The sequence below is a fragment of the Pseudomonas lini genome (genome assembly GCF_001042905.1).
Taxonomy (GTDB): domain Bacteria; phylum Pseudomonadota; class Gammaproteobacteria; order Pseudomonadales; family Pseudomonadaceae; genus Aquipseudomonas; species Aquipseudomonas lini.
On sequence record NZ_JYLB01000008.1, the window covers coordinates 94,363 to 107,942 of the forward strand.

Below are 13,580 nucleotides of genomic sequence, written 5' to 3' on the forward strand. Positions count from 1 at the left end.
GATCTTTTAGAATGCAGCGTATCAATCAATACGCAAAGGACTCTGCGATGATCAATGCCTCACTGCTGCAAATGGTGATTGACGCCTCCAATGACGGCATCGTGATTGCCGAAAAGGAAGGCGAACAGGACAACATCCTGATTTACGTAAACCCGGCATTCGAGCGCCTGACGGGTTATACCAGCGAAGAAATCCTCTATCAGGATTGCCGTTTTTTGCAGGCAGGAGACAGGGATCAGCCAGCCCTCGCCTTGATTCGGCAGGCATTGGGCAGTGGTGGTTCCTGCCGGGAAATCCTCAGAAATTACCGCAAGGACGGCACCCCGTTCTGGAACGAACTGTCGCTTTCCACGGTAAAAAACCCGCACGACGGACAGACCTATTTTGTCGGGGTGCAGAAAGACGTCACGGCTCAGGTCAAGGCGCAGCAGCGAGTCGCGCAGCTGGAGGCGCAATTGGCCGAGGCACAGGCAGAAATTCTCGCCCTCAAAACGACGAACGGCTCAAACCAATCTGCGAATTAGTGGTCATTTACTACAATCACCGATGACTTTGTAATTATTTCTTTCGAGCAAATCATGCAGCGCGACGCACTCCTGACGCAGGATGAGCTGGATTTTATCCAGAACATGCAACACAACCCGCAACTCAATGTGCGAGATGCGACGTCGAGCCTGCTCGTCAACGGTGGTTCGCAGATTCGTGACCTGCTCACACGCCTGGCCGCTCATGAACAAGTCACCATCCAGGCCAATTTCGAAAACCAGCAAATGACCTTCCCGCTGCACTTGGTGGAAGATGAATTTCACGCAATGCATCTACGCCTCGGCGTCCCCAGCATCTATGAAGACGGGCCGATGATTCGGCCATGGCGCCTGGCACTCGAAGAGCCCGTGGCGCTGGAAAATGCCAAGGGGCAACCCGGCACGATGTGGGTGCACGAAATATCGTTCAAAGGGGTATTGCTGGAGGTTCGCAACAAGACCAAGGCGCCAAAGCACTTCGCGTTGTGGTTCAGCCCGTCAGGTTATGAGCGGATTGCGTTGCGCGGCACCTTCGAGCGTGAAACCGAACAGGGTTTCTATGCCTATGAATTGAGCCAGAGCGACACGGACGAAACCGAACGCCTGCGTCAGTACATCCTTCAGCAACATCGGCTGACCCATCCTGCACTGCATATCTGAATCTCAGGTATCCAGGTTTCCCGCCAGGAACTGTTTCAGACGCTGGCGCATCAACACCCCCTCGTTTCCCAGACAACCGATCGATGATCCGGCCAGGCTCTCCTGTGCCAGGTCCGATGCATCCCCGGCCAGCAACACCTGACAATCCAGGCTCATGGCCAAGCGTTTCAAACGTCGAGGCAATTCACCGGCCGGCGCGTGACTGGAAACCAGCACCAATGCTTGGGGCTTGATCTTCTCACAGATCAGGATCAACTCGTCGAAGGGCTGACCGATCGCCAACAACTGAATAGCCGAATCGACACTGCTCAGATACAGCGCAGTGAGCAGCACATCGAGTTCACGACATTGGTCGGCCAAGGCGCAGACAATCACTCGTCGCGGTTGCATGACACGTACCAGCAGCAGGCGTTGCAACACTCGAGAACGCAGAAAACCATCCAGGAAAAGCCACTCGCTGGTCTGACCGAACCCTTCATGGCGTTGGAGTAGTAGCTTCCAGACCGGAATCAGAATGTCCTGAAACACCACCGTCAGCGGGTAACTGGAAAAAATCTGACCGTAGACGTGTTCCAGTTGAACCTCGTCAAAAGCGCTCACCGCCGCCTTGACCTGCTGCTGCCATTGGCCGTAGTCGGTCTGAACGAGTTCGTTGGGAATGACCTGCGCCAGCACCTCGAATGGCTCGGTCTTGGCCAGTATCTTGCCGACCTTGCTGACCGCGACGCCACGTTCGATCCAGCCAAGGATGCTGCGAACACGCTCGATATCGGTCATCGAATACAAACGGTGCCCGCTTTCGGTGCGCGTGGGTTGTATCAAACCGTACCGCCGCTCCCATGCGCGTAGCGTGACCGGGTTGACCCCTGTCAGACGCGCGACCTCACGAATCGGAAACAGCTCTTCTCGCATCAACGAGGTATTGGGGAGCAAGCCAGGAGCAAAGTCAGTCAGCACAGCCATTTTGGGATTTACGTCCATGTATAAAATCTCGATACATTTAACGCTCCTACCCCTCTAGCATTCAAGACGTTGATATACGACGAAGGTCGCTGACGCTATCGTCAGAATCAGGAATAATCCTTGCCTGTCCCGAGACGCAGCCCATCACCCCGGCGCTGTGTCTGGCGAAGCTCTTACCCGGAGCGACGCGTTAGTAATATGGAGATACACAATGTCTACTTCACCCGTCACGCTGATGGTTGCGCGTCGCGTCGCCGATGGGCGTTATCAGGACCTGATGGCCTGGTTGCGCGAAGGCGAACAACTGGCCACCGACTTCCCCGGTTACCTCGGCTCTGGTGTGCTCGCTCCACCGCCCGACGATGACGAATTCCAGATTATCTTTCGCTTCGCCGACGAGCAGACAATGCACGCCTGGGAGCATTCCGCATCGCGCACTGCCTGGCTGGGACGTGGCAGTGATCTGTTTGCCAACCCTTCGGAACATCGGGTCCGTGGCATCGATGGCTGGTTCGGTGCGGTCGGTCAACGTCCGCCACGCTGGAAACAGGCCGTGGCGATCTGGCTGGCGTTCTTCCCGGTGTCCCTGTTGTTCAACTTTGTATTGGGGCCGCTGCTGGCTGAAACGGGTTTGCTGACCCGCGTGTTTGTCAGCACCCTGTGCCTGACGCCATTGATGGTGTATTTCTTCATTCCGCTGTCGACCCGTTTGCTGGCCGGGTGGCTGCAACCCCCCTCTGCGCGTCCGTTGTCCGCAGCACCCACCACTCAAAATCAATAACCCCCTGTAGGAGCGAGGCTTGCCCGCGAAGAACGATGACGCGGTTTGACAGATAGACCGAGTCGTCTCCTTCGCGGGCAAGCCTCGCTCCTACGTAGGTCTCGCAGGACGTAGGTGAACGACTCTCGTCGCTGGTATAGTTTTGCTCTTACCGCGACGCGAGCCGTTCATGACCTCTACCGCAGCCCCAATCCTCATCACCGGTGCCGGCCAGCGTGTCGGCCTGCACTGTGCGCAGCGTTTGCTCGAAGACGGCCATCCGGTCATTTTCAGCTACCGCAGCGAACGGCCTGGTGTGCAAACCCTGCGCGATCTAGGGGCGACCGCAGTGTTTGCGGACTTTTCCACCGAGGCCGGAATCCTTGCGTTCATCGGCGAACTGAAAAACCACACCGACAGTTTGCGGGCGATTGTCCATAACGCTTCTGAATGGCAGGCAGAAACCCCGGGCTCCGAAGCCGCGGCTTTCACCCGCATGTTCAACGTGCACATGCTGGCGCCTTACCTGATCAATCTGCACTGTGCCGATTTGCTACGGCGTTCAAGTCCTGCCGACATCGTGCACATCAGCGATGACGTGACTCGCAGGGGCAGCAGCAAGCACATCGGCTACTGCGCCAGCAAAGCCGGGCTCGACAGCCTGACTCTGTCCTTTGCCGCAAAATACGCGCCCGGCATCAAGGTCAACGGTATCGCGCCAGCCCTGCTACTGTTCAATCCCGACGACGACGCGGCGTACCGCGCCAGGGTTCTGGCCAAATCGGCACTGGGCATCGAGCCCGGCAGCGAAGTGATCTACCAGAGCCTGCGCTATTTGCTCGACAACCCTTATGTCACCGGCACGACCCTGACCGTCAACGGCGGACGGCACGTCAAATAAGCCGCTCCCGCGAGGATATCCCATGACGTTATTCCCGCCACACAACTCCTTGTCCGAGAGCTATCGCGAGATCCTGATCGGCCTCGGTGAAAACCCCGACCGCGAAGGACTGCAAGACACCCCGGTTCGCGCCGCCAAGGCGATGCAATACCTGTGTCATGGCTACGAACAAAGTGTCGAAGAAATCGTCAACGGCGCGCTGTTTGCCTCCGACAATGATGAAATGATCATCGTCGACAACATTGAGCTGTACTCGCTCTGTGAACATCACATGCTGCCCTTCATCGGCAAGGCCCATGTGGCTTATATTCCGACAGGCAAGGTGCTGGGCCTGTCGAAGATTGCGCGGCTTGTGGATATGTTCGCCCGCCGACTGCAAATCCAGGAAAACCTCACCCGGCAAATCGCCGACGCAGTGCAGCAAGTGACCGACGCCGCCGGTGTCGCGGTGGTCATCGAAGCCCAGCACATGTGCATGATGATGCGCGGCGTCGAAAAACAGAATTCGACCATGAACACCTCGGTGATGCTCGGCGCCTTCCGCGAGTCGAGTAATACCCGCCAGGAGTTCCTGCAATTGATTGGACGGAGCAAGTAGCAATGCCACAACTTCAACCAGGAATGGCACGCATCCGGGTCAAGGACCTGTGTCTGCGAACGTTCATCGGGATCAACGAGGACGAAATCCTCAACAAGCAGGATGTGCTGATCAATCTGACCATTCTGTACGCCGCCCAGGATGCGGTGCGTGACAACGATATCGATCACGCGTTGAATTACCGCACCATCACCAAGGCGATCATCGCCCATGTGGAGGGCAATCGCTTTGCCCTGCTCGAACGCCTGACCCAGGAATTGCTGGACCTGATCATGGTCAACGAGTCGGTGCTGTACGCCGAAGTCGAAGTCGACAAGCCCCATGCCTTGCGCTTCGCCGAGTCGGTATCGATTACCCTGGCCGCGAGCCGCTGACTGCGTCTGGCGCATCGGTCGCCAGGCTTTTATCATCCGCGCCACGATTTGATTGCACAGAGCCCACCATGAACGATCAACAACGCCTGGAACTTGAAGCCGCCGCCTTTCGCCGGTTGGTTGCCCACCTGGACAGTCGCAAGGATGTGCAGAACATCGACCTGATGAACCTCTCGGGTTTCTGCCGCAACTGCCTGTCCAAGTGGTACAAGGCCGCTGCCGACGAACGCCAGATCGACGTCAGTCTCGATGAAGCCCGCGAAGTGGTTTACGGCATGCCGTACGCCGAGTGGAAAGCCCAGTACCAGAAAGAAGCCAGCGCCGACCAGCAAGCGGCGTTCGCCAAAGGAAAACCCAATGAGTGATTTGAACACCCTGCGCGCCAGCCTCAAGAGCGGCGAACACGCTTTCGCCGATACCTTGGCGTTCATCGCCGCCGGTTACGACTATCAGCCCCAGGCGTTCAATAACGGCGGCGTGGAAAACGCCGCCGGGCAGAACGAAGGTTCGTGCAAGACCCTGGGTCTGGCATTGCTGGAAGGTCTGAGCGATGAAGAAGCGCTGTTGGCATTTGGCGAGCATTACCGCTCGGTGGTGGCCACGCCTGAAGGCAGCGACCATGGCAATATCCGCGCGTTGATCGCCCATGGCTTGGCGGGGGTGAAGTTCACTCAGCAGCCACTGACTCGCCGCTGATTAGCGAAGATCAAAATCAAAAGATCGCAGCCTGCGGCAGCTCCTACGCCGATCGCATTCTTCTGTAGGAGCTGGCGAAGCCTGCGATCTTTTGATCTTTTGATCTTTTGATCTTTTGATCTTTTGATCTTTTGATCTTTTGATCTTTGATATTTCAATCCCGACACCACATCCCGACTTTTAATATTGACCCGACGACTTTATTTCGTTTGCCGGGCACCGCTGCTCGCGGCTTAGATAAAAAGAAGAAACCCTTCTTCTGAGTCCGTATCCATGAGCAGCGAAAACATCAGTCGGTCAATCAACATCGTTCATCCCGTCACGCTCAGCCACGGCAAAAATGCCGAGGTCTGGGACACCGACGGCAAACGCTACATCGATTTTGTCGGTGGTATCGGCGTGCTGAACCTCGGCCATTGCCATCCGCGCATCGTCCAGGCCATTTGCGAACAAGCCACCCGGCTGACTCACTACGCGTTCAACGCCGCACCGCATGTGCCTTACCTCGAACTGATGGATCGCCTGACAGCGTTTATCCCGGTGGATTACCCGGTCAGCGGCATGCTCACCAACAGCGGTGCCGAAGCGGCGGAAAACGCCCTGAAAATCGCCCGTGGCGCCACCGGTCGCACGGCAGTCATCGCCTTCGACGGCGCCTTCCACGGTCGCACACTCGCCACTCTCAACCTCAACGGCAAAGTCGCGCCCTACAAACAGAAAGTCGGTGTGTTGCCCGGTCCCGTGTATCACCTGCCCTTCCCCAGCAAAGACAATGACGTGACCTGCGCCGAGGCCGTGAAGGCGATGGAGCGGCTATTCAGCGTCGAGATCGACGTTGATGACGTGGCCTGTTTTATCGTCGAACCGGTACAGGGCGAAGCGGGTTTCCTGGCGATGGATGTGGAGTTCGCCCAGACGCTGCGACGTTTCTGTGATGACAAAGGCATCCTGTTGATCGCCGATGAAATCCAGTCTGGCTTCGGCCGTACCGGCCAGCGGTTTGCGTTCTCGCGATTGGGCATTGAACCGGACCTGATCCTGCTGGGCAAAAGCATTGCCGGCGGTGTACCGCTGGGGGCGGTTGTCGGGCGCAAGTCACTGCTCGATAACTTGCCCAAGGGCGGATTGGGCGGCACCTATTCGGGCAACCCCATCGCCTGCGCCGCCGCGTTGGCGACCCTGGACGAAATGACTGACGCGCATCTGCACGGCTGGGGTGCGCAACAGGAAGAAGCGATTGTCAGCCGCTACGAATCCTGGCGCGCCCGCGAACTGTCACCGTATCTGGGCCGCTTGACCGGCGTAGGTGCCATGCGCGGCATCGAGCTGATCAATGCCGACGGCACACCGGCCTCGGCACAACTGACGCAGCTACTGGCACTGGCGCGAGATTCGGGCTTGCTGCTGATGCCCAGCGGCAAGTCGCGCCACATCATTCGGCTGCTGGCGCCATTGACCACTGAGGCCACCGTGCTGGAGGAAGGGCTGGATATCCTTGAGGCGTGCCTGGCAAAGCTTTCCTGAACAGCAAACTGCGATCCGGGACTGACGTAGCGAATTATGTTCGCTTGTAGTCCCCGATTTTGCGTCGCAATACTGACCAAATACCGTGCTGTAGGAGCCAGGCTTGCCGGCGAAGGCGTCCCCAAATCCGCCTTCGCCGGCAAGCCTGGCTCCTACGAAAAGCAATTCGAATTAACCAAAGCCCCTTTTCATCAAGCGAGATCTCACCACCTACAAGCCCTGAGGCAGTCATGTATCACGACAATATAATTTATAAGAAAAAGTCCAATGATCCTCAATTCCTGCTTGGCGTAGCCGTGGTGCTGTTCCTCGGTTCCTACCTGATGAACCTGGGTAACAGCGCCCTCAGTCATTTCCTGCATCCGCTGTTGGGCAACGCCCCGGACGGCCTGACCGCTCGCAACATCGCCATTGGCTTGGCGATTGCCGCACTGGGTACGCTGAACTTCCACGTCCTTGGGCGCTTGAAGTTCAAGGTACAGACCACCGTGGTCTGGATCGAATTGCTGATCCTGTTCCTGGCATTCTTCGACACCTTCGACCTTTCCTACAGCTTCATTCTCGACAAGATCGGTTTCCTGATCATCCAGGGTGCCGCCACCACGCTGTACATCTCCGCCATCGCGATTGTGATTGCCTTCGTGCTGGCCTTGATCGGCGCCGTGGCCAAGCTGTCGAACAATGGCCTGGCCAATGCCATCGCCTCGTTCTACACCTCGTTCTTCCGCGGTGTTCCGCTGCTGATCCAGATCTACCTGATTTACCTTGGACTGCCGCAGCTGGGCTATGTGGTCGACGCGGTGCCGGCCGGCATTCTGGCGTTGTCGTTGTGCTACGGCGCTTACATGACGGAGATCTTCCGAGCGGGTATCCAGAGTATTCCGGTGGGCCAGTGGGAAGCTTCACGAGCGCTGGGCATCAACCCGTTCAAAACCCTGAGCCGGGTGATCATGCCGCAAGCCTTGCGGGTGATTATCCCGCCCACCGGCAACCAGTTCATCGCCATGCTCAAGGACAGTTCGCTGGTGTCGGTGATTGGCGTCTGGGAACTGATGTACCTGGCCAAGACCCAGGGTCGCGCGGATTTCCGCCACCTGGAAATGCTGATCACCGCCGCGATGATCTACTGGGCCCTGTCGTTCATCCTCGAACGGGTGCAGGCGCGAATCGAAAAACGGGTCAACCGATCCATTGCAAGGGGTTGATGCGTGATGACTCGAACCAATACCGCTGAGCAACTCGACCTGGCACCTACTGTGAAGACCAGCCCCTCAATGATTTCCATCACTGGCCTGAACAAGTGGTACGGCAATTTTCACGCCTTGCGCGATGTCGATCTGAACGTCGCCACGGGTGAAATCCTGGTGGTCTGCGGGCCGTCGGGCTCGGGCAAGTCGACGATGATTCGTTGCATCAACCACCTGGAGAACTTCCAGAAAGGCCACATCCAAGTCAACGGCATCACCCTCACCAGCGAGGCAGACAGTGTCAGCGCTGTGCGCCGGGAGATCGGCATGGTGTTCCAAAGCTTCAACCTGTTCCCGCACTTGAGCGTGATGGACAACCTGACCCTGGCCCCGCAACTGGTGCAAGGCGTGTCGTCCGCCGAGGCGAAAAAGCGCGCACAGGTCTATCTGGAGCGAGTGCGAATTGCCGAGCATGCGCACAAGTACCCGTCGCAATTGTCCGGCGGTCAGCAGCAGCGAGTGGCGATTGCCCGGGCGCTGTGCATGAACCCCAAAGTCATGCTGTTCGACGAGCCGACCTCGGCCCTGGACCCGGAAATGGTCCACGAAGTGCTGGACGTGATGGGCGAGTTGGCCACCGACGGCATGACCATGATTTGCGTGACCCACGAAATGGGTTTTGCCAGCAAGGTCGCCGATCGCGTGCTGTTCATGGACCAGGGCCAGGTCATCGAACAAGCCACCCCTGCCGAATTTTTCAATAACCCACAGACCGAACGCGCGCAGCAATTCCTGTCGCAAATCATCGGTCACTGAGAACTGCTTTTACCCCCGCATAACAATAACGAGAAGTGGAGATGAACATGCTCAGTAAAAAACACGTACTTACCCTCGCAGCCGCCATGTCGCTGTTGTTCGTCGGCGCCGCCAACGCCGGAGCCGTACTGGACAAAATCCAAAGCAGCAAAACCATGACCGTCGCCACTTCGGCGACCTGGCCACCCCAGGGTTTTATCAACGACAAGAATGAAATCGACGGGTTCGACATCGACGTTTCCAAGGAGATCGCCAAGCGTCTCGGCGTCGCGGTCAAGTTCATCACCCCCGATTGGGACGTGATCACCGCGGGCAAGTGGAACGGGCGCTGGGACATGTCTGTGGGCTCGATGACCGCCACCAAAAGCCGCGCACGGATCCTCGACTTTCCCGCGACTTATTACTACGTGCCCTACGTGTTTGCGGTTCACAACAAATCCACACTCACCGACCACAAAGCCCTCAATGGCAAGACTATCGGTGTCGAAGGCGGCACCACTTCCGAGGATTATCTGAACCAGGCGCTGGCCATCGAAGCGACGGACATGCCGCCCGTCGCCTATGACGTACAGACCAAGAAGATGAAGACCTATGCCGGTTCCCTCGGGCCGCTGGATGACCTGCGCTTGGGCGATGGCGTTCGCCTCGACGGCATCCTCACTCAGCGCAGTACGCTGGAAGCTGCCATCAAGAAAAATTACCCGCTGCGGGCCGTCGACAACGGCGTGGTGTTCTACGAACCACTGGCCATTGCCACTGACAAGGGTGACGCGGAGTTGAAAGCCAAACTCGGTGAAATCATCGGCGCGATGCACAAGGACGGCACGCTGACCAAACTGTCGACCAAGTGGTACGGCGTGGACTACTCGACGGTCAAGTAACCACCACCGTCCTGTGGGAGCGGGCTTGCTCGCGAAAGCGTAGTGACAGTCGACCTTAATGTTGAATGTTAAGCCGCTTTCGCGAGCAAGCCCGCTCCCACAATGTCCAGGCGTTCGCTTAATCGACCGGCAACTTGTCAAGGATTCAGCATGGCCTTCCCCACCACCTGGTACTCCCAAACCTCGTTGCCCCGCGCGGCCAGGTCCGTACTGAACAGCCACGAAACCTGCGACGTCTGCATCATCGGCGCCGGGATTGCGGGCCTTACCGCCGCCCTGGAACTGACCCGGCGCGGTAAACGCGTGGTCATTCTCGAAGCCCATCAAGTCGCTTGGGGCGCGTCCGGCCGCAATGGCGGCGTGGTCTCGCCGGGCTGGGCTGAAGGGTCAGGGGCGATCCGCAAAAAGCTTGGGCTGGAACAGGCCAGGGCGCTGTTTCAAATGTCGGTCGAGGGCGTGGAAATAGTGCGCCACAACATCGCCGAACTGGCTCTGACCGGCTGCGATCCATCTGCCGGCACGATTAGGGTCAAGCGTTACGACGACAGCGCAGGCGTGAAAAACCACATCGACACCATGCGCCGCGACTTCGGCTATGAACTCAACTACCTCGACACCACACAGGTTCGCGAACGGGCTCATACCCTGCGCTATTTCCAGGGCGTCGAGGATCCGAACGCCTTGCACTTTCATCCACTGAATTATTGCCTGGGCCTGGCCCTCGCCATCGAAGCGGCTGGAGGGCAGATTTTCGAACACTCAAAAATGCTGGCCTGGCATCGCGAGGGCAGCGATAAAATTGTCCAGACTGCTCACGGCTCCGTGCGTTGCCAGGACCTGGTGTTCTGCGCCGGCGGTTACGGCGGCCCGGAGTTGCAGAAACTCAGCCGCGCCTACCTGCCCATCGCCACCTACGTGGTACTGACCGAACACCTGGGCGACTCGATCAAAAACGTCCTCGACTCCGGCGCCGCCTTCTCCGACGACCGCCGCGCCTCGGACTACTACCGCGTGGTCGAAGGCGACCGCCTGCTGTGGGGCGGACGCATCACCACCCGCAACGAACAGAACGAAAAAGCCTTGGCGGACATGCTCAAGGCGGACATGGTCTCGGTGTATCCACAACTGGCGCCGGTAAAAATCGAATTGGCCTGGTCGGGCCTGATGGGCTATTCCACCAACAAAATGCCTAACCTGGGGCTGTTGGAACCGGGCGTCTGGGCCTGTACCTCGTTTGGCGGCCATGGCCTGAATACCGGCTCGATTGGCGGCAGGGTCATCGCCGAAGCCGTGTGCGAGGAAAGTGCGCGGTATCAGTTGTTCAAGCCGTACCTGCTGGATTGGAATGGTGGACCGTTCGGGCGGGTTGCGGCCAACGCGATCTATCAGTCGTTGAAGGTCATGGACTTTGTTCAGGAACGGTTTCGCAGTTGATCGCAATCGACTTCGGGTAACACAAAAACCTGTGGGAGCTGGCTTGCCTGCGATAGCGGTGTGTCAGTCGACGTCAATGTTGAATGATAAATTGCTATCGCGGGCAAGCCACGCTCCCACAGGTTTTTTGATCGGCCTCTAAATCGTGGGCACAAAAAAACCGGCCGAAGCCGGTTTTTTCATTTCAACAAAATCAGCATCAAGCGTTCTGCAGATCGTCGAGGTAGCGCTCGGCGTCCAGTGCCGCCATGCAGCCGGCGCCGGCCGAGGTGATGGCCTGACGGTAAACGTGGTCAGCCACGTCACCGGCGGCAAAGATACCTTCGAGGCTGGTGGCAGTGGCGTTGCCGTCACGGCCGCCCTGCACAACAAGGTAACCGTCTTTCAACGTCAACTGACCTTCGAACAGCGAAGTGTTCGGGGTGTGGCCGATTGCGATGAACACGCCGTCGACTGTCAGCTCGTCGAAGCTGTCGTCGTTGTTCTTCAGGCGGGCACCGGTCACGCCCATGTTGTCACCCAGGACTTCGTCCAGAGTCGAGTTCAGCTTCAAGACGATTTTGCCTTCGGCAACCCGGGCATTCAGCTTGTCGATCAGGATCTTCTCGGCACGGAAGGTTTCGCGACGGTGGATCAAGGTCACTTTGCTGGCGATGTTGGCCAGGTACAGCGCCTCTTCAACAGCGGTGTTGCCGCCACCGACCACAGCCACTGGCTTATTGCGGTAGAAGAAACCGTCGCAGGTCGCGCAGGCCGAAACGCCTTTGCCCATGAACGCTTCTTCCGATGGCAGACCCAGGTAACGAGCGCTGGCGCCGGTGGCGATGATCAAGGCGTCGCAGGTGTAAGTCGCGCTGTCGCCGGTCAGGGTGTACGGCTTGGCAGCGAAGTCCACGGCATTGATGTGATCGAAGACGATTTCGGTTTCAAAGCGCTCGGCGTGCTCTTTCATGCGGTCCATCAACGCCGGGCCGGTCAGGCCGTGGACGTCGCCCGGCCAGTTGTCGACTTCGGTGGTGGTGGTCAGTTGACCGCCAGCCTGCATGCCAGTGATCAGCAGTGGCTTGAGGTTGGCACGGGCGGCATAGACCGCGGCGCTGTAACCGGCAGGGCCGGAACCGAGAATAATCACTCGCGAATGACGAACTTCAGACATGACCTGCTCCTGTTGACCGGGCCCTAAACACTGGGCGCGGAACGCCGGATTGCCGGCGGGAATAAAAAAGGACCGTTGAAAGCACTTGGGGAAGGCTTGGGCTCGACAGTCCTGTAAAAGAATGGGTGCAGCGTATCGAGGGGGCGAAGATTAAGGAAATACGGTTTAACAATCCAGCTCATAGGCGGTCTCTATGTCGTTGCCGCGAATATATAGACGCCTTTGTTACAGTTAATGTCGATGCCGCTACCGCGCTTTCGCCTGTCAGGCAAAGCCGGTAAGGTCGGCGCGTTTACCCTTTGCTCGGAGCACGTTATGCCCGCCCCCGTTCTGTCTGGCCCGCAATACCTGCGCGAGGGCCTCAAGCTGGTCCTGAGCCCAAGCCTGCGCTTGTTCGTGTTGTTGCCGCTGGCGATCAACCTGGTGCTGTTCGTCGGATTGATCTATCTGGCCGGCCATCAGTTCAGTATGTGGGTCGATACGTTGATGCCATCCTTGCCCGATTGGCTGAGCTTCCTCAGCTACGTGCTCTGGCCGATTTTTGTCGTGTTGGTGGTGTTTATGGTGTTCTTCACCTTCACCATGCTCGCCAACATCATTGCCGCGCCGTTCAATGGCTTCCTCGCGGAGAAAGTCGAAGTGGTGGTGCGCGGCACCGATGACTTCCCGGCCTTCAGCTGGGGCGAACTGATCGCCATGATCCCACGCACCCTGTCCCGGGAAATGCGCAAACTCGGCTACTTCCTGCCCAGGGCCATCGGGCTGTTCATCCTGTCGTTCATCCCGGTGGTCAACATCATCGCCGCGCCACTGTGGCTGCTGTTCGGGGTGTGGATGATGGCGATTCAGTACATCGACTACCCGGCGGACAACCACAAACTCGGCTGGAACGAAATGCTCGCCTGGCTGCGGCAGAAACGCTGGCAGAGCCTCGGCTTCGGCGGCAGCGTGTATCTGGTGTTGCTGATACCGGTGGTCAACATTCTGATGATGCCGGCGGCAGTGGCCGGTGCGACGCTGTTCTGGGTGAGGGAGCGTGGCGCGGAGAATCTGGTGGCAGAACGCCGCTGATCGCGTCACAAATCCATCATCCCACCGTCACAATG

At 58.1% G+C, this 13,580-nt stretch carries 16 protein-coding genes; 14 read left to right on the top strand and 2 right to left on the bottom strand.

Features of this window, described 5'->3' with window-relative positions; translation table 11 throughout:
* Window positions 1-47: 47 nt before the first annotated feature.
* Window positions 48-524 (top strand): PAS domain-containing protein, encoded by a 477-nt coding sequence (locus TU81_RS22430; protein WP_038979000.1) that lies wholly within the window; start codon window positions 48-50, stop codon window positions 522-524.
* Between the two features lie 54 nt (window positions 525-578).
* Window positions 579-1,184 (top strand): hypothetical protein, encoded by a 606-nt coding sequence (locus TU81_RS22435; RefSeq protein ID WP_038978999.1) that lies wholly within the window; start codon window positions 579-581, stop codon window positions 1,182-1,184.
* Window positions 1,185-1,187: 3 nt separating this feature from the next.
* Here TU81_RS22435 and TU81_RS22440 read toward each other — a convergent pair whose 3' ends face one another.
* Window positions 1,188-2,165, bottom strand: a complete 978-nt coding sequence (locus tag TU81_RS22440) for a MerR family transcriptional regulator (RefSeq protein WP_038978998.1) — start codon at window positions 2,163-2,165, stop codon at window positions 1,188-1,190.
* Window positions 2,166-2,358: 193 nt separating this feature from the next.
* Between TU81_RS22440 and TU81_RS22445 the strand changes: the two genes are divergently transcribed.
* From TU81_RS22445 to TU81_RS22495, 11 genes are all read left to right on the top strand, one after another.
* A complete protein-coding gene (locus tag TU81_RS22445) occupies window positions 2,359-2,928 on the top strand; it encodes an antibiotic biosynthesis monooxygenase (RefSeq protein ID WP_038978997.1) in 570 nt (189 codons plus the stop codon).
* A 169-nt stretch (window positions 2,929-3,097) separates the two neighbouring features.
* Window positions 3,098-3,808: a dihydromonapterin reductase gene (gene folM, locus TU81_RS22450; protein WP_038978996.1), complete on the top strand. Its 711-nt coding sequence runs from the start codon at window positions 3,098-3,100 to the stop codon at window positions 3,806-3,808.
* 22 nt (window positions 3,809-3,830) lie between these two features.
* Complete coding sequence (folE, locus tag TU81_RS22455) at window positions 3,831-4,406, top strand: GTP cyclohydrolase I FolE (protein WP_038978995.1); 576 nt, start codon at window positions 3,831-3,833, stop codon at window positions 4,404-4,406.
* Window positions 4,407-4,408: 2 nt separating this feature from the next.
* The gene (folX, locus tag TU81_RS22460; protein WP_007901645.1) at window positions 4,409-4,780 is read left to right on the top strand and encodes a dihydroneopterin triphosphate 2'-epimerase; all 372 of its coding nucleotides are present in this window, start codon (window positions 4,409-4,411) and stop codon (window positions 4,778-4,780) included.
* Between the two features lie 68 nt (window positions 4,781-4,848).
* Window positions 4,849-5,145, top strand: coding sequence for a DUF1244 domain-containing protein (locus TU81_RS22465; RefSeq protein WP_018927179.1), 297 nt, complete (start codon window positions 4,849-4,851; stop codon window positions 5,143-5,145).
* Window positions 5,138-5,476, top strand: coding sequence for a HopJ type III effector protein (locus TU81_RS22470; RefSeq protein WP_027924562.1), 339 nt, complete (start codon window positions 5,138-5,140; stop codon window positions 5,474-5,476). The genes TU81_RS22465 and TU81_RS22470 overlap by 8 nt, the downstream gene beginning before the upstream one ends.
* Before the next feature lie 273 nt (window positions 5,477-5,749).
* Window positions 5,750-7,000 (top strand): 2-aminoadipate transaminase, encoded by a 1,251-nt coding sequence (locus TU81_RS22475; protein ID WP_038978994.1) that lies wholly within the window; start codon window positions 5,750-5,752, stop codon window positions 6,998-7,000.
* 230 nt (window positions 7,001-7,230) lie between these two features.
* The gene (locus TU81_RS22480; protein ID WP_038978993.1) at window positions 7,231-8,205 is read left to right on the top strand and encodes an amino acid ABC transporter permease; all 975 of its coding nucleotides are present in this window, start codon (window positions 7,231-7,233) and stop codon (window positions 8,203-8,205) included.
* 6 nt (window positions 8,206-8,211) lie between these two features.
* The gene (locus TU81_RS22485; RefSeq protein ID WP_048396546.1) at window positions 8,212-9,003 is read left to right on the top strand and encodes an amino acid ABC transporter ATP-binding protein; all 792 of its coding nucleotides are present in this window, start codon (window positions 8,212-8,214) and stop codon (window positions 9,001-9,003) included.
* 47 nt (window positions 9,004-9,050) lie between these two features.
* The gene (locus TU81_RS22490) at window positions 9,051-9,884 is read left to right on the top strand and encodes a transporter substrate-binding domain-containing protein (RefSeq protein WP_048396698.1); all 834 of its coding nucleotides are present in this window, start codon (window positions 9,051-9,053) and stop codon (window positions 9,882-9,884) included.
* Window positions 9,885-10,034: 150 nt separating this feature from the next.
* Window positions 10,035-11,318, top strand: a complete 1,284-nt coding sequence (locus TU81_RS22495) for an NAD(P)/FAD-dependent oxidoreductase (RefSeq protein WP_048396547.1) — start codon at window positions 10,035-10,037, stop codon at window positions 11,316-11,318.
* Between the two features lie 199 nt (window positions 11,319-11,517).
* On the opposite strand, the gene trxB is transcribed toward TU81_RS22495, so the two are convergent.
* Window positions 11,518-12,474: a thioredoxin-disulfide reductase gene (gene trxB, locus TU81_RS22500; protein ID WP_048396549.1), complete on the bottom strand. Its 957-nt coding sequence runs from the start codon at window positions 12,472-12,474 to the stop codon at window positions 11,518-11,520.
* Between the two features lie 315 nt (window positions 12,475-12,789).
* On the opposite strand from trxB, the gene cysZ reads away from it, so the two are divergent.
* Window positions 12,790-13,545, top strand: a complete 756-nt coding sequence (cysZ, locus tag TU81_RS22505; protein ID WP_038978989.1) for a sulfate transporter CysZ — start codon at window positions 12,790-12,792, stop codon at window positions 13,543-13,545.
* Window positions 13,546-13,580: the final 35 nt, after the last annotated feature.